18 protein-coding genes are annotated in these 25,984 nt (G+C 62.0%); 13 read left to right on the top strand and 5 right to left on the bottom strand.

Annotated features, from left to right (window positions below):
• Position 1: 1 nt before the first annotated feature.
• Entirely contained in the window at positions 2 to 766 is a 765-nt protein-coding gene (locus AC04SF_RS00520) for a polysaccharide deacetylase family protein (RefSeq protein WP_488476047.1), read from the bottom strand.
• Entirely contained in the window at positions 763 to 1,851 is a 1,089-nt protein-coding gene (locus AC04SF_RS00515; RefSeq protein ID WP_488476046.1) for a glycosyltransferase family 4 protein, read from the bottom strand. The genes AC04SF_RS00520 and AC04SF_RS00515 overlap by 4 nt, the downstream gene beginning before the upstream one ends.
• A 73-nt stretch (positions 1,852 to 1,924) precedes the next feature.
• On the opposite strand from AC04SF_RS00515, the gene AC04SF_RS00510 reads away from it, so the two are divergent.
• From AC04SF_RS00510 to AC04SF_RS00475, 8 genes are all read left to right on the top strand, one after another.
• The gene (locus tag AC04SF_RS00510; RefSeq protein ID WP_488476045.1) at positions 1,925 to 3,103 is read left to right on the top strand and encodes a DUF3095 domain-containing protein; all 1,179 of its coding nucleotides are present in this window, start codon (positions 1,925 to 1,927) and stop codon (positions 3,101 to 3,103) included.
• Between the two features lie 114 nt (positions 3,104 to 3,217).
• Positions 3,218 to 4,561, top strand: coding sequence for a nucleotide sugar dehydrogenase (locus AC04SF_RS00505; protein ID WP_488476044.1), 1,344 nt, complete (start codon positions 3,218 to 3,220; stop codon positions 4,559 to 4,561).
• A 254-nt stretch (positions 4,562 to 4,815) separates the two neighbouring features.
• A complete protein-coding gene (locus AC04SF_RS00500; protein ID WP_488476654.1) occupies positions 4,816 to 6,153 on the top strand; it encodes an adenylate/guanylate cyclase domain-containing protein in 1,338 nt (445 codons plus the stop codon).
• A gap of 142 nt (positions 6,154 to 6,295) precedes the next feature.
• On the top strand, positions 6,296 to 8,191 hold the full coding sequence (locus AC04SF_RS00495) for an ABC transporter ATP-binding protein (RefSeq protein WP_488476043.1): 1,896 nt from the start codon (positions 6,296 to 6,298) through the stop codon (positions 8,189 to 8,191).
• Positions 8,188 to 10,086, top strand: coding sequence for an ABC transporter substrate-binding protein (locus AC04SF_RS00490; protein ID WP_488476042.1), 1,899 nt, complete (start codon positions 8,188 to 8,190; stop codon positions 10,084 to 10,086). The genes AC04SF_RS00495 and AC04SF_RS00490 overlap by 4 nt, the downstream gene beginning before the upstream one ends.
• Positions 10,087 to 10,088: 2 nt before the next feature.
• Entirely contained in the window at positions 10,089 to 11,087 is a 999-nt protein-coding gene (locus AC04SF_RS00485; RefSeq protein ID WP_027031334.1) for an ABC transporter permease, read from the top strand.
• Entirely contained in the window at positions 11,084 to 12,265 is a 1,182-nt protein-coding gene (locus tag AC04SF_RS00480) for an ABC transporter permease (RefSeq protein ID WP_488476041.1), read from the top strand. The genes AC04SF_RS00485 and AC04SF_RS00480 overlap by 4 nt, the downstream gene beginning before the upstream one ends.
• Before the next feature lie 224 nt (positions 12,266 to 12,489).
• Complete coding sequence (locus AC04SF_RS00475; protein WP_488476040.1) at positions 12,490 to 12,969, top strand: class I SAM-dependent methyltransferase; 480 nt, start codon at positions 12,490 to 12,492, stop codon at positions 12,967 to 12,969.
• 19 nt (positions 12,970 to 12,988) lie between these two features.
• Here AC04SF_RS00475 and AC04SF_RS00470 read toward each other — a convergent pair whose 3' ends face one another.
• Positions 12,989 to 14,404, bottom strand: a complete 1,416-nt coding sequence (locus AC04SF_RS00470) for a DUF5939 domain-containing protein (protein WP_488476039.1) — start codon at positions 14,402 to 14,404, stop codon at positions 12,989 to 12,991.
• Between the two features lie 189 nt (positions 14,405 to 14,593).
• Here AC04SF_RS00470 and AC04SF_RS00465 point away from each other — a divergent pair, with 189 nt between their 5' ends.
• The 3 genes from AC04SF_RS00465 (at position 14,594) to AC04SF_RS00455 (ending at position 17,611) form a co-directional block, all read left to right on the top strand.
• Positions 14,594 to 15,418 carry a hypothetical protein gene (locus AC04SF_RS00465; protein ID WP_488476038.1) on the top strand — a complete coding sequence of 275 codons (825 nt, stop codon included), beginning with the start codon at positions 14,594 to 14,596 and terminating at the stop codon, positions 15,416 to 15,418.
• Between the two features lie 175 nt (positions 15,419 to 15,593).
• A complete protein-coding gene (locus AC04SF_RS00460) occupies positions 15,594 to 16,112 on the top strand; it encodes a GNAT family N-acetyltransferase (protein ID WP_488476037.1) in 519 nt (172 codons plus the stop codon).
• Positions 16,113 to 16,225: 113 nt separating this feature from the next.
• Positions 16,226 to 17,611 (top strand): hypothetical protein, encoded by a 1,386-nt coding sequence (locus AC04SF_RS00455; RefSeq protein ID WP_488476036.1) that lies wholly within the window; start codon positions 16,226 to 16,228, stop codon positions 17,609 to 17,611.
• A 10-nt stretch (positions 17,612 to 17,621) separates the two neighbouring features.
• Here the strand turns inward: AC04SF_RS00455 and AC04SF_RS00450 are convergent, their stop codons facing one another.
• Positions 17,622 to 19,394 (bottom strand): adenylate/guanylate cyclase domain-containing protein, encoded by a 1,773-nt coding sequence (locus tag AC04SF_RS00450; RefSeq protein ID WP_488476035.1) that lies wholly within the window; start codon positions 19,392 to 19,394, stop codon positions 17,622 to 17,624.
• A gap of 241 nt (positions 19,395 to 19,635) precedes the next feature.
• On the opposite strand from AC04SF_RS00450, the gene AC04SF_RS00445 reads away from it, so the two are divergent.
• On the top strand, positions 19,636 to 22,935 hold the full coding sequence (locus AC04SF_RS00445; protein ID WP_488476653.1) for an adenylate/guanylate cyclase domain-containing protein: 3,300 nt from the start codon (positions 19,636 to 19,638) through the stop codon (positions 22,933 to 22,935).
• A gap of 18 nt (positions 22,936 to 22,953) precedes the next feature.
• The gene (locus AC04SF_RS00440; protein WP_183465167.1) at positions 22,954 to 23,634 is read left to right on the top strand and encodes a redoxin domain-containing protein; all 681 of its coding nucleotides are present in this window, start codon (positions 22,954 to 22,956) and stop codon (positions 23,632 to 23,634) included.
• A 6-nt stretch (positions 23,635 to 23,640) separates the two neighbouring features.
• On the opposite strand, the gene AC04SF_RS00435 is transcribed toward AC04SF_RS00440, so the two are convergent.
• Positions 23,641 to 25,773 carry an SAM-dependent methyltransferase gene (locus AC04SF_RS00435; RefSeq protein ID WP_488476034.1) on the bottom strand — a complete coding sequence of 711 codons (2,133 nt, stop codon included), beginning with the start codon at positions 25,771 to 25,773 and terminating at the stop codon, positions 23,641 to 23,643.
• Positions 25,774 to 25,984 lie beyond the last annotated feature (211 nt).

Here is a 25,984-nt window from a genome sequence, read left to right as displayed (position 1 = left end):
GCTATTTTCCTGAGCCGGCGCTACGCCCGATCAGTGTCCTGATCGGAAGCCATGCACAGGCCTCGGTCTGCGCGGTGACTGTGAACAGCCCTTCGAGGAAAAGCCAGGCCGATTCATCATGTACGAGATGGTGGGTGAGCAGGCCGACCGGTTCGCCGCCGTCGAATGCATGCTGCAATTGCGCGGCGATAGCCTGAACCAACAGGCCATGATCGCGGCAACCGCGCGTGCCATGCCAATCCATGATGTCGACATTGCTGTTGATGACCGGCAGCGAAGCCGGCTTCGGCGGCCCATAGACCGACAATGCCGCAAATCCTATCGATCCAAGGTCGGATACCAAGCCGGCGTCGATCCTGTTCCAGGGTGGCACCAGCATCGGAACGGCACGTGCGCCGTGCAGGCCGGTTACGTGCGACAGTCCGCGCGCCAGATCATCGAGCACCACCTCGCGTGGCCGATGCGGGCCGAGCTCCTGCTTCTTCTGGTCCTCGGGCGCATGATTCCGGTGCGCCCAGCCATGGATGGCGACCGTGGCATGCGGCGCCTCGTCAAGCCGGGCGACAAGCTTCTCATCGGTCACGGCCGGAATGACGGCCAGAGTGACCGGAACCGCGAATTCGCCCGTGAGGTCGAGCAGCCGATCAAGCGCAGGCGTCGGCTCCACGGCGTCATCGTCGCGCAGCCAGAACTCTGCCTTACGGCCCGCCCGTTGCCCGCGCGCCAGTTGTTCCACCAATGGCTGCCAGATCTGATCGGATGTCATGAAACCGGGACCTTCGCGAGAAGTTCGGCCAGACGCGCCGCTGCACCACCGAGGGAACGTTCTTCGAGGACGAAACGTCTGGCTTTTGCGGCCATGATGGTTCTTTCGTCGTTACGGCCCAGCAGCCTTTCAATGGCGGAAGCGAACGCCGCCACATCGCCCGGCGGGGTGAGAAACCCGGTCTGGCCATCCCGCACGACCTCCGGCACGCCGGCGATATCCTGGGCCACCACCGGCAGGCCGGCGGCCTGCGCTTCAAGATAGGCAACGCCATAGGCCTCGCCGTAACCTGGCCAGACGTAAATTCCCCCACTGCACAGGACATCCGGCACGGCGGCTGGCTCAATCGCGCCAAACCATTCGATACGGTCGGCGGGCAAGCCGGCGAATTGCGCCTTGACCTCGTCACGGGCCGGCCCGTCCCCGACGACCGACATGGTCCAGGGCAGGTGGCCGATCGAAGCGAGCGCCTGCGCCAGCATGCGATAGCTTTCGACTTTGTCGCCTTGGCGCATCATCGCGACGGTAACGAGGCGCGTCGGACAACCCCGTGCCGGCGTTTCCAGGAACACAGATGTGTCGATGAAGGGCGAAAGCATGCCGAAAGCGGCGTCGGGGGTCGCATCCGCCAGTCCCTGACGATCCCTTTGCGTGAAGCAGATGTTCAGCGCCGCCTGTGCGACGGCGCCCGCCACCAACGCTTGCGCATCGGCCCACAAGCCGGAATTGCGCCGCCTCGAATAGGAGGCTTCCGCTGTCACATAGGGGACAGCAAAGGCCGACGCTAACCCGGGCCCGATCAGGTCGGGCGCCTTGTAGTAGGGATGATAGGTGAACCAAAGATCGGGCTTGCCGTCACGATCCCAAAGCTTGGTCAGCCGCGCGGCTTCTTCTCGGGCCTCGATCTTGAGCGCTTCGAAACTTTTCAATTCCGGATCGCGTAGATAGAAGCGTAATTCGGATGCCAGTTCGACGCTGTGCCCTGCGTGCTCCAGCGCCTTGATGAGCATCCGTGCCATCTGGCGGTCGCCGGAGGCAACGGGATGGTTGGGCGACTTCAGCGCCGCGTAGAAGGCAATTCGCATCGCCGGACCTATCCCCAGAAAGCCTGCGCAAGTCAATTTCAAAGCATGATCGCCTTCGCCTTCAAGCCGTGGAATGTGCTATCTGATGCTCATGGAAACAGCTGCCGCGTCCGACCCGTTTGTCGCTTCCCTGCCGGTTTTCGCAAAGTTCGAAAGCGTTGCCGATATCGACAACTATCGGCCTCTCCCTGATGATTGGGCGCTGGCCACCGCCGACATCGTCGGCTCGACCAAGGCGATCGAGGCCGGGCGCTACAAAACCGTCAACATGGCCGGCGCCAGCGTCATTTCGGCGCTGCTCAATGCGCTGGGCCGGCAAGATCTCCCCTTTGTCTTCGGCGGCGACGGTGCGCTCGTGGCGTTTCCCGGCTCGGCGTTGGAGGTCACCCGCAACGCGCTGGCGGCTGTCCAGAGATGGGTGGCGGACGAACTGGACCTGACCTTGCGTGCCGCAATCGTGCCAATAGAGGATATAAGAGCGCAAGGCCTCGACGTTCGCGTGGCGCGGTTCCAGGCCTCCGAAGCGGTCTTCTATGCCATGTTCGCCGGCGGTGGCGGCAGTTGGGCGGAGGCCGAGATGAAAGCCGGGCGCTACCGCATAGATCCCGCGCCGGCCGGCGCGCGGCCGGATCTGACCGGCCTCTCCTGCCGCTGGAACCCGATAGAAGCCCGGCACGGCGAAATCGTCTCGATCATAGCCATACCGGGAGTGTCGCGCGATTTGCGCGGTTTTCAGTTTCTGGCTTCCGACATCATCGCCCTTGCCGGCAGGCAGGAGCGCGATGGCCACCCGGTGCCGGTGGAAGGGCCGGGCTACAGTCTCTTGCCCGCCGGCCTTGATGTCGAGGCGCGGGCCACGGCGCCGCCAGGGCGGCGGTGGCTGGCGAAGCTGTGGGTGATATTCCTGATGACGCTTACGGCGGTCACCGACAGATTTGGCTGGACCATCGGTCGTTTCGATCCGAAGGTCTACAAACGCGAGGTGGCCAGCAATTCGGATTTCCGGAAGTTCGACGACGGCTTGAAGATGACCATCGACGTTGACGCGGATGTGTTGCAGCGGATCGAGAGCCGGCTGAAACAGGCGGAAGAGACGGGCATCTGCAGCTACGGCCTGCACCGCCAGAAATCGGCCTTGATGACATGCCTCGTCGCCTCGCCGCTGCAGCGCGATCATGTTCATTTCATCGATGGCGCCGCGGGCGGCTATGCGATGGCTGCCGCAAGCCTGAAGGCGAAGGCGCCGGTTTGATGACGGCTTGCGGAAACCGATCTTCCGCAATATGCCTCGGCCATGGTTCCGGGGACCAGGTGAGCCTCACCATGGCAACGGACAGCCTGTCCGAATTGACTGGAAAGCAGACTTTTGGACGCCTCACAATCGATATATGACCGTCTTCTCAACCGGATCTCGACGCGCGCCGCGCAGGTCGGCGTGATCGGACTGGGCTATGTCGGGTTACCCCTGGCGGTTGCGGTCGCACGCGCCGGCTTCCCGGTCTCCGGCTTCGACATCGAAGCCCGGAAGGTCGAGAGCCTGAACGACGGCCAATCCTACATCGAGGCAGTGACGTCGGCAGTCCTTGCCGGTCAGGTGGCGAGCGGACGGTTCCGCGCCACCGCGGATTTTACCGAACTGGCCGACTGCGATGTCATCATCATCTGCGTTCCGACACCGCTGACGAAACACCGCGAGCCGGATCTCTCCTTTGTCACGAACACGGCTGGCACTATCGCGAAGCATCTGCGCCTCGGCCAGCTCATCGTGCTGGAATCGACCACCTATCCCGGCACCACCGACGACGTGATCAAGCCCATCCTGGAAGCAACCGGCTTGCAGTCGAAGATAGACTTCTTCCTCGGCTTCTCGCCCGAACGCGAGGATCCCGGCAACCGCAGCTTTGAAGTCGCGACGATACCCAAGGTCGTGGCGGGCGACGGCATTGAAGCGGCGGCGCTCGTGCAAGCTTTCTACCAAAGCGTGGTCAAGACCGTCGTTCCGGTTTCCACCACGGCGACCGCCGAGGCGGTCAAGCTGACGGAAAACATCTTCCGTTCGGTCAACATAGCCCTCGTCAACGAATTGAAGGTCGTACTCGGTGCGATGGGCATCGACATCTGGGAGGTGATCGAGGCAGCAAAGAGCAAGCCCTTCGGCTACATGCCTTTCTATCCTGGCCCCGGACTTGGCGGGCACTGCGTTCCGATCGATCCCTTCTACCTGACGTGGAAGGCGCGCGAATACGAACTGCCGACCCGCTTCATCGAGCTGGCGGCAGAGATCAACACGGCCATGCCGCGTCATGTGGTCGATGAACTGGCGAAGGCGCTGGACCGGCGCCGCGGCAAGGCGCTCAGCCGCTCGCGCATTCTCATCATCGGGCTGGCCTATAAGAAGAATGTGCCCGACATCCGCGAAAGCCCCTCGTTGCGGCTCATTGAGCTCATCGAGGAATGGGGCGGCAAGGCGGAATTCCACGATCCGCATGTTAGCGAGATCCCGACCACACGGGAGCATATGGCGATCAAGGGGCGCCGCTCGGTCGAATTGACCGAGGCGGCCTTGAAGGATTTCGACGCTGTCGTCGTTGCAACCGACCACGATGCGATCGACTATCAAACCATCGCAGATCACGCCCTTCTGATCCTCGACACACGCAATGTTTTTGGCCGCCTCGGGCTGGCCCGAGACACGGTGGTGAAGGCCTGACGGTGTCTAAGCCGGCGATTTTTTTGCCGGATGTCAGGATCGTGATTGCACTCCGCCGGCAGCCTCGCCACATAAGGCCGTAGATGCAGTTACGCCCGCTCCTTGGTTGCAAGGACGGTCATCCGGGAAATTCCTTGCCGCATGCTGCCGAAGCCGGCCTCGTTGACTTCGGGGCTTTATCTTTGGGTCGTTGGCGGACTGTGTTATGGCGGATCAAAGGACAATGCCCGGTCTTCAATGGGTTTCGAGATAGCATGAGCAAAGCGCAAGCAGAAATTTCCACCATTCTCATGGATAAGGTTGCCGATTGGCTGAACCAATCGGCGCTGGCGGGCAGCGACCTGGAAACATTGGTAAAAGGCTTTTGCGAGCGGCTGGCTGCTGCCGGCCTGCCGCTGAAGCGGGTGCATTTGAGCTTTTCGATGCTGCATCCGCTTTATGACGCGCTTGGCTTCACCTGGTTTCGCGGCCAGGGCATCGAAGTAGAAGGCTTCCGCGCCGAGCCCGGCGGGCCGTCCGACAGATTCCTGACCAGCCCATACTACCATCTGCTCAGCAACAAGCTCGACCATCTGCGACGCCGGATCGACCCGTCATTGCCGCCGGAGTTTCCTATTTTCGATGAACTCAGGCTTATCGGCGTCACCGACTACATGGCTTTCGTCCATCCCTTCAGCAACACCAGTCAGGGCATGATCGGGTCCTGGTCCACCGACAGTGCAACAGGCTTCAGCGACAGCATGATTTCGGCGCTGCTGCGCATCCAGAGCCATCTCGCTATCGCAACCAAGATGGCGGTGCTCACCAAGCTCGCCGACAACATGATGACCACCTATCTCGGCGGCGACGCCGGTAGGCGCGTGCTGGACGGCCAGATCAAGCGCGGCGAGGGCGATACGATCCGGGCCGCGCTGGTCATGGGCGATATGCGTGGATCGTCGAGGCTTGCCGAAACCTCCGGCCGCGAAATCTATATCGATACGCTGAACCAGTTTTTCGACGCCGTTGCCGCACCTTTCAATCGCAAAGGCGGACAGATCATGAGTTTCATCGGGGATGGCTTCATTGCCGTCTACCCTTGCGAAAGGCACCGCTCGCAGTCCGAGGTCGCCTGCCAGGCTGCTCTTGCGGCCGCGCACAAAGCGACCGCGCGCATGATGGATCTCAATCTGCGCAGGAAGGAGCAGGGATTGGGCGACATACAATTTGGTATCGGCCTGCATGTCGGTAATGTGATGTTCGGCAATGTCGGGCTTACCGACCGGCTCACATTCTCTGCCTTCGGCTCGGCTGTAAACGAGGTCCAGCGCCTCCAGACCCTGACCAAGAAATATCCGCACAACGTTCTCGCCAGCGAAGACTTCGCCAGCTACTGCGGGACCAACAGCTGGTTGACGCTCGGCAAGGAGGAACTGCGGGGCATCAAACAGAAGCTGACGGTGCTTGCGCCCGATCTGTCGGGTGCTCTCGCGCTCGATGAAGACGCCGCGCTGGAGCCGATTCACGACCGAAGATCGGACGCCGAGCAGGTCATGCTGCTTCATCGCGATACCGCGCGGATATCGGCGGGCGACCCGAGCAAGCTCCAGTAACCGCACCAATCCGGTCCGAACGCCGTGGCGGGCAGTCCGGTCGTCGGTCCCGCCACGGGCGACCGTTTCGAATCCAAGTTGCTCTAAGCTGGCAATGCGCTAGTCTCGCTTTCTGGACTGCCAGAGTGGGGCTGGTGCGAGAATGAATTCGGGTTTTGATCTGCTGCGGATCGAAGATGTTGGCATCTCTTTTGCCATTATCGGGGGACCGTTGCATGCCGTCAGGCGCGCAAGTCTTCGCGTCCTGCCCGGCAAGGTTACCGCGCTTGTGGGCGAGTCAGGTTCCGGAAAATCGGTTCTCAGCCAGGCTGTGATGGGCATTTTGCCGAACACAGCCCATGTTCGCGGCCGTATCCTGTTTTCCGATCCTGAAAAGCCCGGCACGACGCAGGATATCCTGCAGATGCCGCGCGATGGACCCGAAATCCGGGCGTTGAGAGGCAGCCGCATCGGCAAGATCTTTCAGGAGCCGATGACATCCCTGTCGCCGCTGCACACGATCGGCAACCAGGTCAGCGAATCGCTGCAGATTCATACGCCCATGGCTCGGGTGGAGCGCAAGGCGCGGACAGAGGAAATGCTCAGCCTTGTCGGCTTTCCCAATCCCAAGCGCGCCTATGACATGTATCCGTTTGAACTTTCGGGAGGATTGCGTCAGCGCGCCATGATCGCCATGGCTCTCATCTGCCGGCCCGCTTTGCTGATCGCCGATGAGCCGACGACGGCGTTGGACGTCACCATCCAGGCGCAAATCCTGCAGTTGCTGCGCGAGCTTCAGACCAAGCTGAACATGGCGATGCTGCTGATCACGCACGACCTCGGCGTCGTCGCCAATGTCGCCGACGAGGTGGTGGTCATGTACCATGGCGAGATCATGGAAGCGGGACCTGTGGAGGCGATATTCCGCCGACCGGGCCACCCTTACCTGAAGGGCCTGATGGCAGCCGTTCCGCATTTCGACCTGAAGCCTGGCGAAAGGCTGAAAGCGCTCCGCGAGGTGCCGGTGAATGTCGGGAACCTGCTCGGCAAGCAGACGGCGCCGGCATCGACGGGGCCGGACGACATCCTTCTGTCGGTCAGGGATCTGAAAAAGGTCTTCACCACCCGCAAGTCCGGATGGTTCGGCGGGGATCATCAAACCACTGTTCGCGCCGTGGACGGCGTGAGCTTCGATATCAGGCGGGGTGAGTGCCTGGGTCTTGTCGGCGAAAGCGGCTCCGGCAAAACCACCGTCAGCAAGATGCTGATGCGGGCAGTCACCCCGAGCGGCGGCTCCGTGGTCTTCAACGGCCGCGACAGATCAATCGACGTCTTGGGGGCCGAGGGAGACGCCCTGCGCTTGCTGCGCGCGAAAATCCAGATGGTCTTCCAGGATCCGGTTTCGTCGCTTTCACCGCGCATGACGGTGGAGAACATTTTAAGCGAGCCGCTGGAAATCCATCAACGCGGCAATGCCGCGTCCCGACTGGCCACGGTCAAGAGCCTGATGCAGGCAATCGGGCTCGATCCGCGCTTCATCAAGCGTTATCCGCACAGTTTCTCCGGCGGGCAGCGTCAGCGTATCGGCATCGCGCGCGCGTTGGCGCTGGGGCCTGAACTTCTGATCTGCGACGAGCCGGTTTCGGCGCTCGATGTCTCTGTCCAGGCGCAGATCCTGAACCTCCTGAAGGACCTGCAGAAGGAGCTCGGCCTGACCTACCTGTTCATATCCCACAATCTGGCCGTGGTGGACTACATGGCAGACCGAATCGCGGTGATGTGCGGCGGGCGTATCGTCGAGCTTGCGCCGCGCGAAATTCTGCTTAGGAAACCGGTCCACCCCTACACGCGCTCACTGGTCGCCGCGGTGCCTTTCCCGGATCTCGACAGGCCGATGGATTTCAAGACGCTGAAGCTCGGGGGCGCTTCCGATACCAGCGCATGGGGACCACAATTCCGCGACGAGGGCGACGAGGATATGCTGTCGCCGCTCGACCTTGGCGGCGGCCACCTCGTGCTGGCCCGACGTTCGGCCGATGTCAGAGAACTACGCCATTGATCAGCCGCCGCACCGTCCTTGGTCTCATGGCTTCGGCATTTCTGCCGGGCACGTTGCGCGCCGCCGATCTGGAGCCGGAATTTCTTCAGCCGCAGTTGAAGGCCAGGGCCCTGCCGGCGCTCGCCGAACGCCTGCCCAAGAGCCCGCGTGCGTTGAATCTCGCTGCGATGGGTCGGCAGCCCGGCCAGTATGGCGGTACGCTGCGCACGATCATCGGCAGCCAGAAAGATATCCGGATGATGACCATCTACGGGTATGCTCGCCTGGTCGGCTATGACGAAAAGCTCAACTTGCAAGCCGACATCCTCGAAAGTTTCCACGTAGCAGATGATCGCGTGTTCACCTTCAAGATACGGGAAGGACATAAATGGTCCGACGGCAGCCTGCTGACGTCGGAGGATTTTCGCTATTGCTGGGAAGATGTCTGGCTGAACGATGAGCTTTCGGAAGGCGGGCTCGCCCCTTCCCTGCTGGCGGACGGCAAGCCACCACGCTTCGAGATCGTCGATCCATTGAGGGTCCGCTATAGTTGGGATGCGCCCAATCCCGACTTCCTGCCAAAGCTCGCCGCTGCTTCGCCGCTTCCGCTTGTTCTGCCGGCCGCCTATCTCAAGCAGTTCCACAAGAAATACCAGGATCCATTCCGACTCGCCGGCCTGATGAAGGAGTACCGGGCCAAGAAATGGACGCTCTTGCATATCCGCATGTCGCGGCAGTATCGCCCGGAGAACCCGGAGTTGCCGACGCTGGATCCCTGGCAGAACCGGACCAAGCCGCCGGCTGAGCAGTTCGTCTTCGAGCGCAACCCATTCTTTCATAGAATAGACGAAAATGGCCGGCAACTGCCCTATGTTGACCGGATTGTCATGAATGTCAGCTCGTCGGCGATCATTTCCGCCAAGACCGGTGCGGGCGAGAGCGACCTGCAATGCATGGGAATTGACTTCGCCGATTACTCCTTCCTGAAGGACGCGGAGAAGCGCTACCCGGTGAAGATGCATCTGTGGAAACGCACACAGGGCTCGCGCCTTGCGCTGCTGCCCAATCTGAATTGCGCCGACCAGGTGTGGCGTGGCCTCTTCCGTGACGTGCGCGTGCGCCGGGCACTTTCGCTCGCTGTGGACAGGCGCGAGATCAATATGGCCGTGTTTTACGGATTGGCGCAGGAAAGTGCCGATACGGTTCTGCCGGAGAGCCCGCTCTACCGGCCGGAATTCGCGAAAGCCTGGGTCGCCCATGATCCCGACAAGGCCAATACGCTGCTCGACGAGGTCGGGCTTCAGAGGCGTGACGATGACGGCTTGCGGATACTTCCCGACGGACGCCCGGCGCAGGTCATCGTGGAAACGGCCGGCGAAAGCACCCTGGAAACCGACGCGCTCGAACTCATCACCGATCACTGGCGCAAGATCGGCATTGCCCTGTTCATCCGAACTTCGCAGCGCGACATCTTCCGCAGCCGCGCGCTTGGCGGCGAGATCATGATGTCGATGTGGTCGGGCATCGACAACGGCGTGCCGACCGCCGACATGAACCCGTACCAATTGGCCCCCACCGTCGACGACCAGCTGCAATGGCCGCTCTGGGGTGCTCACTATCTGTCTCATGGCACGGTCGGTGAGGCGCCCGATCTTCCGCCCGTGGTCGAGCTGATGGCTTTGCTCAAGCGCTGGAACGCATCGACCGAAGCCGCGGAGCGCGCCGAAATTTGGAATTCAATGCTATCGATCTACACCGATCAGGTGTTTTCGATCGGCACGGTGAACGCAACGTATCAGCCGGTTCTGGCGTCCTCGCGGCTGCGCAACCTGCCTGACAAGGCGCTCTACGGCTACGACCCGACTGCCTATCTCGGTGTCTATATGCCGGATACATTCTGGCTTGGAGAGACCTGAACGTGCTTCGATATATTGTCTGGCGCATCGCCGTGATGGTTCCTACGCTGCTGGTCATATCGGCGCTGGTGTTCACGATCATCGAACTTCCGCCAGGCGACTATTTCGACAGCTATGTTGCCGAGCTTCGGGCTCAGGGCGAAGCGGTGGATTCCGATCGCATCCAGATGATGCGCAAGGAATATGGTTTCGACCAGCCGCCGGTCATTCGCTACTTCTACTGGGTCGGCGGGATGCTGCACGGCGATTTCGGCTATTCCTTCGAATATGAGCTGCCGGTTCGCGACGTCGTCGGCGACCGAATGTGGCTGACCGTGCTGGTTTCCTTCGTTACGATCATCGTCACTTGGCTCATCGCCTTTCCGATCGGCATGTACTCCGCCACGCATCAATACAGCTGGGGCGACTACGGCCTGACGTTCTTGGGCCTTCTCGGCCTTGCCATTCCGAACTTCATGCTGGCGCTGATCCTGATGTATTTCGCCAACATCTGGTTCGGCACGTCCATCGGCCATCTCATGGACCAGCAATATCTCGGCGAGCCGATGAGTTGGGCCAAGGCGCAGTCGATCCTCGCCCATCTCTGGATCCCGGTCTTGATCATCGGCACCGGGGGCACCGCAAGCATGATCCGACGACTGCGTGCCAATCTGCTCGACGAGCTACACAAGCAATATGTCGTGACCGCGCGTGCCAAAGGCCTTCATCCCTTCAAAGCGCTGGTCAAATATCCGCTGCGCATGGCGCTCAATTTCTTCATTTCCGACATCGGATCTATCCTGCCGGCCATCATCTCGGGCGCCGAAATCACCGCGATCGTGCTGTCCTTGGAAACGACCGGGCCGATGCTGATCAGGGCGCTGCAAAGCCAGGATATGTATCTGGCAGGGTCGTTCCTGATGTTCCTCGCCTTCCTGACGGTCATCGGCGTGCTGATTTCCGACCTGGCGCTGGCGCTGCTTGATCCACGAATTCGTTTGCAGGGCGGCAGCACCAAATGAACACGCAATCGCCACTGCCCGCTCCGGGTGCTCCACTGCAACACTACGTTTCCATCGCGCCCTTTGACCTGCAGTCGGTCGAGGCGATGACGCCAGAGCAATCGAAGGTCTATCAGGCGTCGCAGTTGCGGCTGATGTGGTGGAAATTCCGAAGGCACCGGCTTGCCGTCGTATCCGGCATATTCCTGGCAGTGCTTTATTTCGGCATACTGATCTGCGAGTTCCTGGCGCCCTACAATCTGCATACGCGCAACATGGACTACATCTATTCGCCGCCGCAGCGCGTGCACCTGTTTCACAACGGCCAGTTCGTCGGGCCTTTCGTCTATGGCCGCCAGATGACGCTGGATATGGACACCCTCAAGCGGAACTACACAGACAAACAGGATGATGTTCAGCGGATCCGTTTCTTCTGCAAGGGCGACAGTTATCGGTTCTGGGGCCTGATCGCAGGTGACAGGCATTTTGTCTGCCCTGCCGAAAACGGCCAGCTCTTTCTGGCAGGCACCGACAGGCTGGGACGCGATGTGCTCTCGCGCATCATCTATGGCGCACGCATTTCACTGACAATCGGCCTCGTCGGCATCAGTTTCAGCTTCCTGCTCGGCATTGTCATCGGCGGACTGGCCGGCTACCACGGCGGTATCTTCGACCTGATCGTTCAACGGATAATCGAAGTTCTGCAATCGATCCCCAGCATTCCGCTGTGGCTGGCTCTGGCGGCGATCATGCCGATAACCTGGAGTCCGATCCTGATCTATTTCGGCATCACCGTCATCCTCGGGCTGATCCACTGGACCGGACTGGCGCGGGCCGTGCGTTCAAAGCTTCTAGCCTTGCGCGAGGAGGACTACGTTCTGGCCGCGCAATTGATGGGCGCCAGCAGCAGCCGCATCATCGGACGGCATCTCATTCCCGGCTTCATGTCGCATCTGATCGCGACGGCGACGATCTCCATCCCCGGCATGATCCTGGGCGAGACGGCGCTGAGCTTCCTCGGGCTCGGCCTGAGGGCGCCGACAACCAGCTGGGGCATCCTGCTCACCGAGGCACGCAGCGTCAGCGTGATTGCTTTCTATCCATGGCTGCTTTTGCCGATGCTCCCCGTCATTCTCGTCATCATGGCGTTCAACTTCTTCGGCGACGGGTTGCGGGACGCCGCAGACCCCTACAAGTGAGATCGCTGTTCCGACACGCGCCGGGGCGCCGACTCGGCCCGGTATGACCCTTGTCGGCAGCCTTGTTCGGATGTTGCGGTGTTCATCGTTCGCCTCTATATGCGGCGGGACTCGATCGGGGTTTAACCCGTCGCCCTCGGGTTCCACCCGCGACCCGTTCTGGTCACGGGCATTGCCGATCTCATTGCCGATCTGTTGGGCTGGTTCAGGACAAACAAACGCATATGAGTCGCCTCGAGAGTTTCATCCGCAGGATGACCGCACAGCGCGACATTCTCGATCTAGTCTGCGCCGAGGTGGCGAAGATCGAGGGGCCTGTGATCGAACTCGGCCTCGGCAACGGCCGGACGTTCGACCATCTGCGCGAGCGCCTGCCCGGACGCCGGATCGTGGCGTTCGACCGCGCACTTGCCGCACACTCCAGCTCAATTCCCGAAGCTGAAAACCTCGTGCTCGGCGAAATACGCGAGACGGCGAGCAGGTTCATTGGCATCGACGCCGCTCTTGTTCATGCCGACATCGGCACCGGCTATGAAGATCGCGATGCCGTGACCTCTACCTGGCTTCCCGATCTGACCGCGCGCCTGCTTCGCGTCGGCGGCCTCGCGGTCAGCGGCACGCCGCTCGATCATCCGCAGTTACAACGCCTCCCGCCGCCGCCTTCGGTATCAGCCGATCGTTATTTTATCTACAGGCGCGTGTAAGGGCCTAACGCCCCGCTCTTCAAGGGATCATATATACCGCTATCTCTCGCTCAATGCCGCGCAGCGAGACCTCGTGGGGCACCGGCGTCAGCGCGTTCCTGCGCAACAGATCGGCGGTGAGATCGTCGTCGACCACCGCATGCGTGGCGAAGATCGCCTGCGCGGTGGCAAGGTTCTGGACCCGCGAAGCAATGTTGACCGTCTGGCCGAAATAGTCCTGTCGCTCGTTCATAGACACCGCAATGCAGGGGCCGGCATGGATTCCGATCTTGAGCAGCAGATCCTCACGCCCGCTCTTGTCGTTGAGCGCACGCATGGCATCGCGCATCCTGAGGGCCGCAGCAATCGCACGATCGGGCGTCGCGAAGGTCGCCATCACCGCATCACCGATCGTCTTCACCACCGCGCCTGCCTCCGCCGCGACGATCTCGTGCAGAACCTGGAAATGCGCGCGTACGAGATCGAAGGCCGAAAGGTCACCCACCCGCTCGTAAAGCGCGGTCGATCCGCGCAGGTCGGTGAACAGGAAGGTCAGGCTGGTGATCTTCAGGCGCTGGTTGATGTCGAGCGTATCCGCGCGATAGAGGTCGCGAAACGTCTGGTTGGTGAGCAGGCGCTTGGCGGTGAGGAAGGGCCGGCGTTTGCCCAGGAGATCATGCAATGCCTGGCCGGCGATGAAGACCGTCGGCAGCACGCGGGTGTCTGTTCTGTTTTCTAGCGAAATGCGCAACGGGCCGGGTTGCATCTCCAGCGTCTGGTTCTGGACATGGTCGCGGTCGAAGACCAAAGACAGGCTTCGGCGCTCCTTTGTCGGTTCGCCCTTCACGTCGATGAACTGCGCTGAATGGGTTACCGGCTCGAAGACGATGACGAATTCGGACGGAAGCTGTATGGGCAGAACCGCCTTTTCACCGGGTGCAAGCTCGATATCTTCCAGCGAGAACGATTCGATCGTTTTCGCGAAGTCCTCATCCGGCAGATCGACGCCGGACGCCCAGTAGATCTGGCGGAAATATTCCATCAACGGCAGTTCGTGCGGATTGTGGGCGGCAATCCTGCGCATGCGGGGGCTGACGGTGAATGTCACCTCGACCATCTCGTCGAGGGTCGGCGAATAGCCCTCGGAGCACAGCGCGCAGGTGTATTCGTCCTTCTGCAGGGTTTTCAGCGTGGCGTTGGTATCGAGCACGCCGCCACAGCCGGGGCACAGAACATTCCAGGAAATGTCGAAGATGCCCACCCGCGCCGCATGGAGAAAGGCACCTATGGCGCGCTCCTCGTCGAGGCCATGCTTGCCGGCGAAGGCCGGCACATTGATGCGGCAAAGCTCGCGATCCTCGCCCTCGGCGATGGTTCGCTTGATCGCGTCGATTGCCCGTGGGTCGACATCGGTCGATTGCCGCAGAAGCGAGAACAGATCCTGAGCTTCGTTCATCGTGCAGGCTCCGGAAAATGCGCCTCTCGAGGCGTGTTGACCGGACCGCTCCTTGGTCCGAGTGATTCATTTTACGTCGAAACGGATCGTACGGCTATTCGAATAGACAAGCCTGGTGACAGCTCGATTTCCATCCGGCCGCAAGCGGCACTATGATGGTCCACGGGTATTCACCTTTGGGGCTCTTCCATGCAGACGTCCGACAACCCGCCATTTCCAGCAGCCCTGCGCATTTTCTCCGCTGGGGTCATCATCGTCCTGATCGTGGGCGCCGGCCTGTTTTTCGCGCCGGCGCTGGTCAAGCCGCGCTGGCCCTGGCCCGTCACGCCATTCAGTGCCCGCTTCCTCGGTGGCTTCTACACCGCCGAAATGGCGGTGATGGCGGCGCTCTTGTTCTGGAATCGCTGGTCGCCCGGCAGGCTGGTGCTCGTCATGGCCTTCATCTTCACCGTCATCGTGTCGGCGGTTTCGTTGATCAATCTCGGCTATTTCAGCTTCGAACGAAAAGCGGCCTGGCTCTGGTTCCTGGTCTATCTTGCCTCGGCCGCGGTATCTGGGCTGTTCCTATGGCAGGCCAGGGCCCGTCCTTCGGCAAAAGGCGTGACCCTCAATCCCGCATGGCGCGGCTATATGTTGGCGGAAACCGCGATCCTTGGGCTCTACGGCGTCGGCATGTTGCTGTTTCCCCAAGTGGTCAGCAGCAGCTGGCCATGGCCGGTCGATCCCTTCCACGCCCAGGTCTACAGCGCCATCTTCCTCGCCGGCGCCGGCGGCACATATCTCGTCTGGAAAAGCGCGCCGCGCGAGGAACTGCTGGTGCTCGGCCTGGCGCAGTTTCTGGTCGGCCTGCTCGCTATCCTTGGCCTCGTCATCACCGACGCTGCGGTGCATCGGATCGACTGGGTTGCGACCAGGACATTGTGCTGGCTTGCCCTTTTTGGCTGGATCGGCATCAGCGGCGTCTTCAAACTCTACGCAGCCTCCCGCTATTTTGGCTCGCAATCGGCGGCATAGGCTGCAGAGATAGCTGGATTTTCAGGTGACGTCCGGTGCATCGTGCCGAGCCGATTGCCTTAGAGCATTTCACCGTTTCAAGGAAACGGCGAACTGCTCTATCACTTTGTTCTGACGCAATTCCGGGCGGAAAACCGCTCACACTTTTCCTGGAATTGCTGTAGCCGGGAACGCCATGACCAGCACGACCTCTTCCGAGAAAATCCAGCCGCTGCTCCGCGCCATACGGCCAAGCGATGCGGAGGCGCTTTGCGCTATCTTCAACATGCCGGGCTTCCGCTGGGGCACGCTCAGGATGCCCTTCGAGATGGTGGAGCAGGTGGAGCGGCGCATCGCCAAGTCCGGCCAGGAAACCACCTGGATCGTCGCTGAGTTGGACGGCAAGGTCGTCGGCCATGGCAGCCTGGTCGTGCAGGGTTCGCCGCGCCGTTCGCATATCGGCGAGATCAATATCGGTCTTGACGATGCCTTTGTCGGCAAGGGCATCGGCTCTGCCATACTTGGCGCGCTGCTTGACGTGGCCGACAACTGGCGGGCCCTGAAACGGGTCGAATTGACCGTCTATGCCGACAACGAACCGGCCATCCGTCTCTACTCAAGCCACGGCTTCGAGGTCGAAGGCCGGCATGTGAAGGCCGGTTTTACCGACGGGCAGTACCACGACCTCCTGAGCATGGCCCGGCTGCGGTTCTAAGATCCGCTGTTTGGCTTAGAGCGGTTCGGCGGTGATCGAGTTGATGATCTGGGCCGCACCCGGCAAGTCCGGTCTCCCTTGGCGTTTGCACCGCAAGCGGCTAGACGGGATCGATGACCGCCGTCTCTGACCCAACCCCTACGCCTCCGGCGGAAATTCTGGCTGTGCTGTCGCGGCTCTGCCCGGAAGTCGTGCGCGACATCGAGCAGAACTGGAATGCACCGGTTTCCGACTACGCCCGCCATCTGTTGCGGCCGGTGGCAAGGCCTGCATCGGCGCCGGCGATCGCTGCCCGCTCGATCCTGCGCGAGGTCCTGCATCAGCGCCTCGGTGCGATCATGCAGCCTGAGGCGATCGGCAAGGCCCTCGAAGAGTTCGAACACAGACCGATTATCCAGTCCGGCCTGCACTGCCTGCTCCTGATGGACCGGATCACCTTCGATGCCCTCCTGCTTGCCTGGCTCGGCGCGGTCGAAAACGGGCTGTCGGCCTTCTTCTGCTTCATGGGAACGACGATGACCATGGAGACCATCGGCCGGGAGGGACCGGGATGGCTCGATGTCGGCGACGACAAGGTCAACCTGTTTGGCATGGGGCGCCACAAACTGTGCCGCAAAAGCGCTTGCGCGGCCGGTCCCGTCTCCCTCAACAAGCGCGCGCTCCAAGCGGTGGGCGATGAAACGGATGCCAGCCGCTGGCTGGACACACTGCTTGCCAGTCAGGACAAGGTGTTTGGAACCGCCGCCGATGCGCTGACCGAACTCAATGAGGATCTGGTCGCCAGTTGGGATCGTTCCGGCCTGGCCCGGCCGGTTTTCATCGGCGATCGGCTCGCCGCCTCTGCCATGGCGCGGCATCTGGAATATGACGGCAGCCTTCCTTCCAGGCTGCTCACCGAGCCCGCAAGACGCCAGCGTCTCGAACATGCCTTGCAAGCGGCCGCATTGGGGCCATTCGGCAGATTTCTGCCCAACACCACGGACTATTTCTGGGGCATTCGCGAGCAGCGCGTACGCAAGCTCGTCCTCGATAACGGGCACCTGATCGAGCCTGACAGGCCGCATGGTCTTTCCATCCCGTTCGAACGGCCGCATCTCAGGCAGGCGCTGCTGGACGGCGTGCTTTTGCCGAACCTGTTCCTGTCGTTCCTCGTCCTAGCCATATTGCCGCGGGTGCGTGTTGTGGGCGGCCTGAGACAGATCGGCTATGTCGCGCTTTTCCATCAGATCCTGCTGGCTGCGCTAGACGAAAACGTGCCCGAAGAGCGCGATCTGGCCGCGGAGCTGCAGGTTCGGGAAAATGCCTGGGGCATGCGTGTCATCGATGAAAAGATCTCGGTCCGCGAGCAGCTCGCCGGCCTGCCGGAAGGGGCGCTCTTCCCGGACCTGCTCCGGCAATACCGTTTGCGGACTTTTGCCGAGACGACCGACGACCTGAAACTGGTTCGCGAAAACGCTCGGTGGCGCAAGATCGGCCAGGCAGGGATCAAGGCGACCTGAGCCTCACCTGTCATTGCACGATACCGGCCTTGCGGAGCCCGTCGACCATGAGTTCGAAATCGGCGGGGTTCTTGTAGGGCAAGACTTTGCGGCGGTATTCCAGCGAATAGTCGGGATTGACGCGAAGCGCTTCCTGCCACTCCACCCGTGCCTCGTCGAAGCGACCTAAGTGGCCGTAGCTCGCAGCCAAAAGCACACGTGAGACATCAGTGCCGGGGTTACGAACAAGACGCCGCTTGAGAGAAGCGACGGCATCCTTGTACCGGCCCAACTGGAACATCGCTTGTGCCTGGAAGTGCAGGAACATGTCCGGATAGTACGGGTTCAGGGCCATTGCCCGATCGAAACACGCAAGCGCCTCCTCGGACCTCCCTGAATAGTGGAGCGTATTGCCGAGGCTTTCGTGCCCCTCAGCAAGATTTGGAGCGAGGGAGATCGAACGCTCGGCCTCGCGGATGGCCATGTCGTGCCGTCGCAAATGCAGATTGATGATGCCCAGTGCCCAATGCGCGTAAGGATTTCGATCATCGAGCGCCACTGCACGTGTTGCAAACTCTTCCGCTTGTTCCATCGACATCGACGGGGACGGGCTCCATCGGTTTATGTAATCCAGCCCGTGTGCGATAGCGAGGAACGCGTAGGCGGGAGCGAATTTCGGATCCAGTTCGATGGCGTGTTGCAAGAGTTCCCGAGCCTGGTTGTTTTGCTCTCTCGTGAACCGCCACAGCTGCTCTCGGCCACGAAGAAAGCAGTCATATGCTTCCAAGTTGTCGGTTTGCTCGGTTACGAGCCGCTGCTGATCGACCTCCGTCAGGTTGAGCGCGAGCGCGCCGACAATTTGCTGTGTCACGTCGTCTTGAACGGCAAAGATGTCGGTCAGGTCCCGATCGAAACGCTCGGCCCACAGATGCCCGCCCGTGGTTGCGTCGATGAGCTGCGCGGTGATTCGTACTCTGTTGCCGGACTTGCGGACGCTGCCTTCCAGCACGTAGCGCACGCCGAGCTTCGCGCCCACCTCCTGCACATGGACGTTCTTGCCCTTGAAGGTGAAGGACGAATTGCGAGCGATGACGAACAGCTGCGACAGCTTTGAGAGAGCCGTGATCGTGTCCTCGGAGATCCCGTCGGCGAAATACTCCTGCTCGGGATCGCCGCTCATATTGGCGAAGGGCAGGACGGCGATCGACAGATTGGGCGGCGCTGCCGTCGCCGGCCGGCTCGTCGCGGTTTCCGAGGTCGAGGCCGCCTTGATCCCGGCGCTGCCGACTTGCAGCGAATAGACCCGGATCGGCTCGGCGATGTTCTTTAACTGCGTGCTGCCGAGATCGCTGACCGAGAGGTCGAGCCTCGCCTTGACCTGGCGATAGGCATCCTCGGACAGGCAAATGGCGCCGGGCGCCGCGACGCCCTCCAAACGCGAGGCGATGTTGACGCCGTCGCCCATCAGGTCGCCGTCGCTTTCTTCGACCACATCCCCCAGATGGATGCCGATCCTGAACTCGATGCGGCGGTCCTGCGGCACGCCGGCATTGCGCTCGACCATACCGTTCTGAACCTCGATGGCGCAGCGCACGGCATCCACCACGCTGCGGAACTCAACCAGCGCCCCATCCCCGGTGCGCTTGATCACTCGTCCGTTGTGCACTGCGATGATTGGATCGATCAGGTCGCTGCGCAGTGCCCGCAACCTCGCCAAAGTACGATCTTCGTCCGCGCTTGCGAGCCGGCTGTATCCAACCACATCTGCAGCCAGGATTGCGGCCAGCTTACGATTCTCGCTCAAGGGTCCGTCTCCTCATCTCCACAATAGCAGGAAGACGGAGGCAAGAGGGAACTTTCGCAAACGACGGCCACGCAGCCGCCCGGATCGGCAACGCTCTGCCACAGGCCCATGCCGATCGCCCCGGTGCCCATTTGAGCTGCCGCTTGCTGGCCGACGTATATCGGTTCATCCTTGTGGATACGCTGGCCGTGAACTGCGTAGCGAGATCACGCCGTCACGGCCCCAAGTGGGGTCTTGTTCGATGGACTGCTCGGGCTGCGGTTTCGAGGTTGAGGACGGCTTCGCCTTCTGTCCGAAATGTGGCAGGCGCCAGCCCGCGCCATGCGCCAGTTGCGGCTACCGCTGCGCACCGGATTTCGAGTTCTGCCCGAAATGTGGGACAAGCGTCGGTGCGCCCGCCAAAGCCGTCGAACGGCCTGCTCCGACGCCAAGCCGGACCATTGTGCCGCCGTCTCGAACGCCGTCGCTGCTTGCGAACATCGAAAGCGAAGATGGGCTCCATCCCGTCTCTGACGCCGATCGCCGGACGGTAACGGTCCTGTTCGCCGACCTTTGCGGCTTCACGACACTCAGCGAGCAGCTCGATCCCGAGGTCATGCAAGCGCTGCAGAACGAACTGTTCAAGGAATTGACGGCGGCCGTGCGAAACTTTGGTGGTTTCGTCGACAAATTCATCGGTGATGCACTGCTCGCTTTGTTCGGCGCGCCGGTCGCGCATGAGGACGATCCGGAACGTGCGCTTCGCGCCGCTCTCGACATGATCGCCCGGACGGCGCGGCTCGGCGAAAACGCCCGCCACTCCGGTACGCCTCTGTTGCTCCACATCGGCATAAACACCGGACCGGTCGTCACTGGCGGATTGGGCATCGGCACCGCCAAATCCTATTCGGTGACCGGCGATACGGTGAATACGGCGCAACGCCTGCAATCGCTGGCCGCACCGGGTGAGGTGCTGGTAGGCGAGCTCACGCACAGGCTGACCCGGCATGCCTTCTCCTACGAACCGCTGGGTGATGTCGTGCTGCGCGGCAAGGCTGGCAGTGTGCTCGTCCATCGACTGGATGCACCGCTTGCGGCGCCGCGTGCAGCGCGTGGGCTCGAGGCACTCGGCCTCAGCGCGCCGATAATAGGTCGTGGCGCGGAGCTCCACAGAATGCTGGCGAGCCTTGACCAGGCGTGCGGCGGCTCGGCCCAACTTGTCCGCCTCGTCGGAGAAGCCGGCATCGGGAAATCGCGGCTGGTGAAGGAGTTCGTCGCCCGGGTCGACGACGAGGATCGTTTTCGCAACGTCGCCGTGCGGCAGGCCACCTGCTCACCGCTGGGCGAACAATCATTCGGCGCCCTGGGCGCGGTGGTGCGCAGTGCTGCCGGGATGATGCAAAACGACAATGGGGACGAAATGCGGGGGAAGCTCGCAGGCTTGCTTGCCGATCTCGGCCTGCATGGCGAAGAAGCGAAGCGGCTGATGCCTTTGCTCTACCATGTGCTTGGCCTTGGCGACCCCGACGCCACCTTGCAGCATGTCGAGCCCGAGCAGTTGCGGCGGCAAATTCTCTACGCCGTCCGCACGATCATCGAACGGCGGCTTGCCTTGTCGCCGCTGTTGATTGTCGTCGAAGACCTGCATTGGGCCGACGCCGTGTCGCTCGAGGCACTCCGTTTCGTGATGGACAGGTTGGAGCGCACGCGATTGATGTTGCTGGTCACGCATCGTCCGGGGCCGGACAACGGCCAGCTCGACTCAAGTCGGGTCAGCCACACGGCGCTCAGGCTTTCGCCGCTCAACAGGGATGACGGACGCAGCCTGCTGGCGGCGCTTCTCGGCGAGAGCTGGGTAAACTCTGCAGGACGGCTTCTCGACCAGATCCTCGAGCGCGCGGGCGGCAACCCGCTCTTTGTAGAGGAGATCGTTCGCGGCCTTATCGATCGCGGTGCACTGATGCGCGAGGGCCAGCGATGGCGGACTGTGGCGGGCGAAGTCGCAACCGACATTCCCGCCACGATCCAGGCAATGTTGCTTGCTCGCGTCGACCGGCTGCCCCAAGAGGTGCGCCGGTTGGCCCAGGAAGCGGCGGTAATCGGCCCGCGCTTCGATGCCACGCTTCTGAAAACCGTGACGGCCGACCCCGGCCGGCTGGAAGCCGGCTGCGAACTGCTTTGCGATGCGGAAATCATCGAGGAAGTTGCCGGATCAGGCTCGGTCTCGTCGCAAAGCTACCGCTTCACGCAAACATTGCTGCAGGACGTGATCTACCAGAATCTGCTCCTGCAACGCCGGACCGACATCCACGGGCGGGTCGGTGCCGCCTTGGAGCAACTGTACGGCGACAAGCCGGAACGGCTCGAGGATTTGACCGTGCTCGGTCATCATTTCGCACTGAGCGCCGAGCGGGAGAGAGGCGCGCGCTACCTGCAGGCGGCGGGTGACCGCGCTCGAATGATATACGCCAATGACGACGCGCTTCGTCTCTACGAGCGGGCACTGACCGCGTTGGGCGCAATCGGGCAAACACCGCTCAAACTGGCAATTGCAGAACGCATTGCCGATTTGAGCGGCCCGGCAGGCCGCCGCGAGATCGCGCACCAGCATTACGAGACCGTGCTGCAGGCATACCGCGGGTCAGCCGATCGTGTCGCTTCGGCGCGCGTTTTGCGCAAGATCGGCAGGCTGCTCTGGGACGTCGGCAAGCGGGACAACGCAGAATCCCGCTACGCCGAAGCGGCAGCGCTCCTCGAGGGAGCGGATGCCCCGGTCGAGCAGGCGCATCTCTGGCAAGAGCGTGGCCGGCAGGCGTTCCGCAGCGGAGATCACGCTCTCGCGGCAAAATGGGCGGACGCGGCGCTGGATTGCGTAGGCAGTCTGACAACGGAGCATGTCTCCGAGGTGGGGCGCGATGCCACTCTGGTGACCGCCGAGGCACTCAATACCAAGGCTGTCGCGCTGGCTCGCCTTGGGCGAAACCATGAGGCCGTGCGTCAGGTTGAGCGCAGCATCGAATTGGCCGAAGCCGCCGGTCTGCTGGGCGCTGCCTGCCGTGGCTACACCAATCTCGGCGTGCTTTACACGACCATCGATCCGGCACGGGCGATCGAAGTCTGTCGGCGCGGTCTCGACGTGGCGCGCCGTATCGGTGATTTGGGCTTCCAGGCGCGCCTGCTGGCCAATCTGGCGGTCGCCTGCTGTACCTTCACGGATCGCTGTCCGACAGAGGGCGTGCCTGCCGCCGAGAAGGCCATCGAGATCGACCGGGCACTCGACCAGCGCGAGCACCTGCCGGTGCCGTTGATCGTGCTCGGGCAGATCCACCAATGCAACGGCCGTCCGGAACTGGCGGTTGGCCTGTTCCACGACGCTTTGGACGTGGCCCGCGAAACGGGCGAACCCCAACTGCTGTTTCCATGCTATGATGGCCTGGCAACGCTTAATCTCGACCTCGACAACCTGGCCGAGGCCGAACGCTACTTTTCCTTGGCGCAGGATATATGCGCCCAGCACGGGCTCGACCCGGAATCGCTCGTGGTGCTGCCTTTCCTCGACTAGCCGGGATTGGAGGTTGAAATGTCCGCGCCTAGTGACTTGGTACCGCTTCAACCGGGTGACCGCGCGCCGAACGTGGTACTCGACGCCATTACCCAGGAAGGCAAGATCGCCCTTGACGACTTTCGTGGACAAAAGCCGGTGCTGGTCGGCCTGTTTCGAGGTCTGCATTGCGCGTTTTGCCGGCGCCATATCGCCGCCCAAGCGCGGCTTGATCCGGAGCTGCGCGAAAAGGGTGTGGAGAGCCTGACGGTGGTCAACACGCCGATCGAACGGGCGCGTCTCTATTTCCGCTACCACCCGATGCCGAATCTGCTTGCGGCCTCCGACCCCGAACGTGCTTCACATCGTGCTTTTGGACTGCCCAATCTCGAATTCACCGAAAACGAGACGAACTGGCCGTACAAGGTCGCGATGGCAGCGGCAAAGGGCTTGCGGGTCGACATACCAGGCGTGCTGCCCGGCCCAATGGATCCTTTTGCGGCCGGCGAGTTCCTCGAGAAGAAGGACCCCTATGAAGTGACCGAGGCCGACGAACAGATGATGGCAACGGGACACGGACAACTGGTCGGTCAGTTCCTGCTCGACCGGCAGGGGATCGTGCGCTGGAGCTTCACGGAGGTTCCGGAGGGTGGGCGATACATGTTTGGGGCGCCAAACCCACGGGAGCTGATGTCGGCCGTGTCGCAAGTCGCCCAATAGGCAAGTTCACCGTTCATCGAGCACGGCCTCGACAATGGCAACAAAGTCATCAAGCGAGCGATCCCCGCGAATCTCGATGCGTGGAAGGTCGATGGGATCACCATCGAGGCCCGCCGGTCCGTGTCTGCCGCCGAAGCCGATCCGATAGCCGCACTCCCTGGCCAGCCGGCCAAGCCGTCGGTCGGTTACAGAGAAGGGTGCCGTGAACGCCGTGGTCGGCCGACCAGTCCATCGTTCGATGAACATACGAGAGCGCAGGAGCTCGGCGGCCAAGTCAGAGCTCGACAGACCATCGATCGCGCGATGCGTCGCCATATGGCTTCCGAAGAAGGCACCCTCACCGGCGAGGCGTCGCACCGTTCCGGCCCCCATAAGCGGCGTCGGCGGCCCGCTGTGGGCGTCCCACCGTGCACTTTCACCCACCAGGTCCGTCACCAGGAACACTTCCGCGGTCAGGTCGTTGGCGCGCAAGATCGGCCAGGCATGGTCGGCAAAGTTCTGGAAGCCGTCATCGAAGGTGATGAGCACCGGGCGGCCAGCGAAAGGCTCACGCTTGGCGATGGACCATTCCAGCTGCTCGGACGCAATCGCGTGAAAGCCATTGGCGCGCAACCATGCCATCTGGCTGCCGAATGCGGCGGGCGTGCACCGAAAACGGGCGAGCGCGGCCGGACCATCATCGGCGATGCTGTGATACATGAGGACAGGGACACGCTGCCGCCGCTCGCTGCGGGCGACGTCGCGGCGCAAGGCCCGCGCCCCGCCCCAGACGATTTTTCGCGCGACCCCTATTTCGATGCGGGCGCGGATTGGCACATGATCAATCCTCGGTTCCGCCGCCACCTCGTCTGGTGACAGGCGGCGGAAGCGGTCTATGCGATAGAGCTCGGTCTGGATCGATTGCTCGAGGACGAGGCCTTCGGTCGCCGCCAGAGCCTCAGAGATCGCTTGTGCACCGAATGTGTTCCAGTCGAAGCCCGTCTTTTCAACATTGTCACGCAGCACGAATGCATGCGCGCTGATGAAACTGGCGCCAGGCGCCAACGCCTCGGCGAGTTTTTTAGCGACGCGCCGCAACTCGGCGAGATCATTCAGGTAGTAGAGCACTTCCGAACAGACGATCAGATCCATCTCGCCCGGCAGCGTATCGGCAGAGAAATCCAGTACGCCGAACTCGACATTCGGCTGATCGCTGCATCGCGCGCGCGCCCGCCCGATGGCTACGGCGGAGATGTCAGTTGCGGTCAAATGGCCCACTCGCGGCGCCAGCTGCCGCGTGAAGTGGCCCTCCGCGCAGGCCAGCTCAAGCGCCCGTCCGATGGCACCGGCAGGCAGAATTTCGAGCTGCCGTTCATATTTTTCCTGCTCATAGGGCGAACCGTACTTCCAGGGATCCTGGGTCGCGAAATGGCGATCCCAGAACGACGTCCGATCCTTGTCGTGCCCATCCGCGGCCGGTGCACGGCGTGGCGCTGGAAGGGGTTCTATAGGCTCGGCACTCGACCGGACCAGCTCCTGCGCTTCTGCGGCCAATTGCGCGAGTTTGGCGAAGTGGCTGTCCTGATCAGACCGGGGTTCAAGCCGCTCAATGGGCACGAAATCCTGGGTCAATTCAAGCCAATGACGCCTTGTCACTGTCCCGAGTGCGCCGAACTGCACGCGAGCCTCTATCTGGCTATCCATCATCAGCCGGGCGCAGATTTGATCTACCCCCTCCGGAAGTTCGGTCGAGGTCGGATTTTGCGCGTCGACGCGAATTCCGAGTGTCAGGGCCAGTCTGCGCGGCGCGGCAAGGTCGTCGACGTCGAGAAGCATTTGCTCAAGGAGATACTGGACGCGGCGACCCGCTGCGGGATCGCCCCAGATCTTGCCGAGTTCGACGATCAACTCTGTGATGGCCCCGCCGAACCTGTCCCACTTGGCAGCCAATTGCCCTGGCGCCGACAGGCTTCCCGCCATAAGCCCATCGAAGACCACCTTGGCTGCCTCACGCACCCACTTGCGTCCTGCCGGCAGCGCGCGCAGGGGCTGCGGGTCGATCGAGCGCGAGCCGCGGCCGCAATCCGACGCGGCGTTCCACAACGCGGTCCACGCGAGGGCTTCGGAAGCAGTACCGCCGTTCGCATTATCCTTGGCCATCGAGCTTTCGTTTTCTTCGGCAAGAGTCGGCGAATGTCAAAAACGGATGACGGCATCGGATGGCAGCTCTGTTCTGTCAAGGTCGGGGCGAATTAGAGACAGGCAAAAGACTTGGTGACAGGGCTGAATGGCAAGCGCGCTCATGCTCTCATAGTATGGGCCTGGGACCTGGTGCCGGCGTTCTGCGCCCGGAATCACCGATGCCCGGTTT

This window comes from Mesorhizobium sp. CNPSo 4671 (assembly GCF_057784245.1).
Note: the sequence above shows the minus strand (reverse complement) of the source record. Positions and strands in the feature narration are given on the sequence as shown.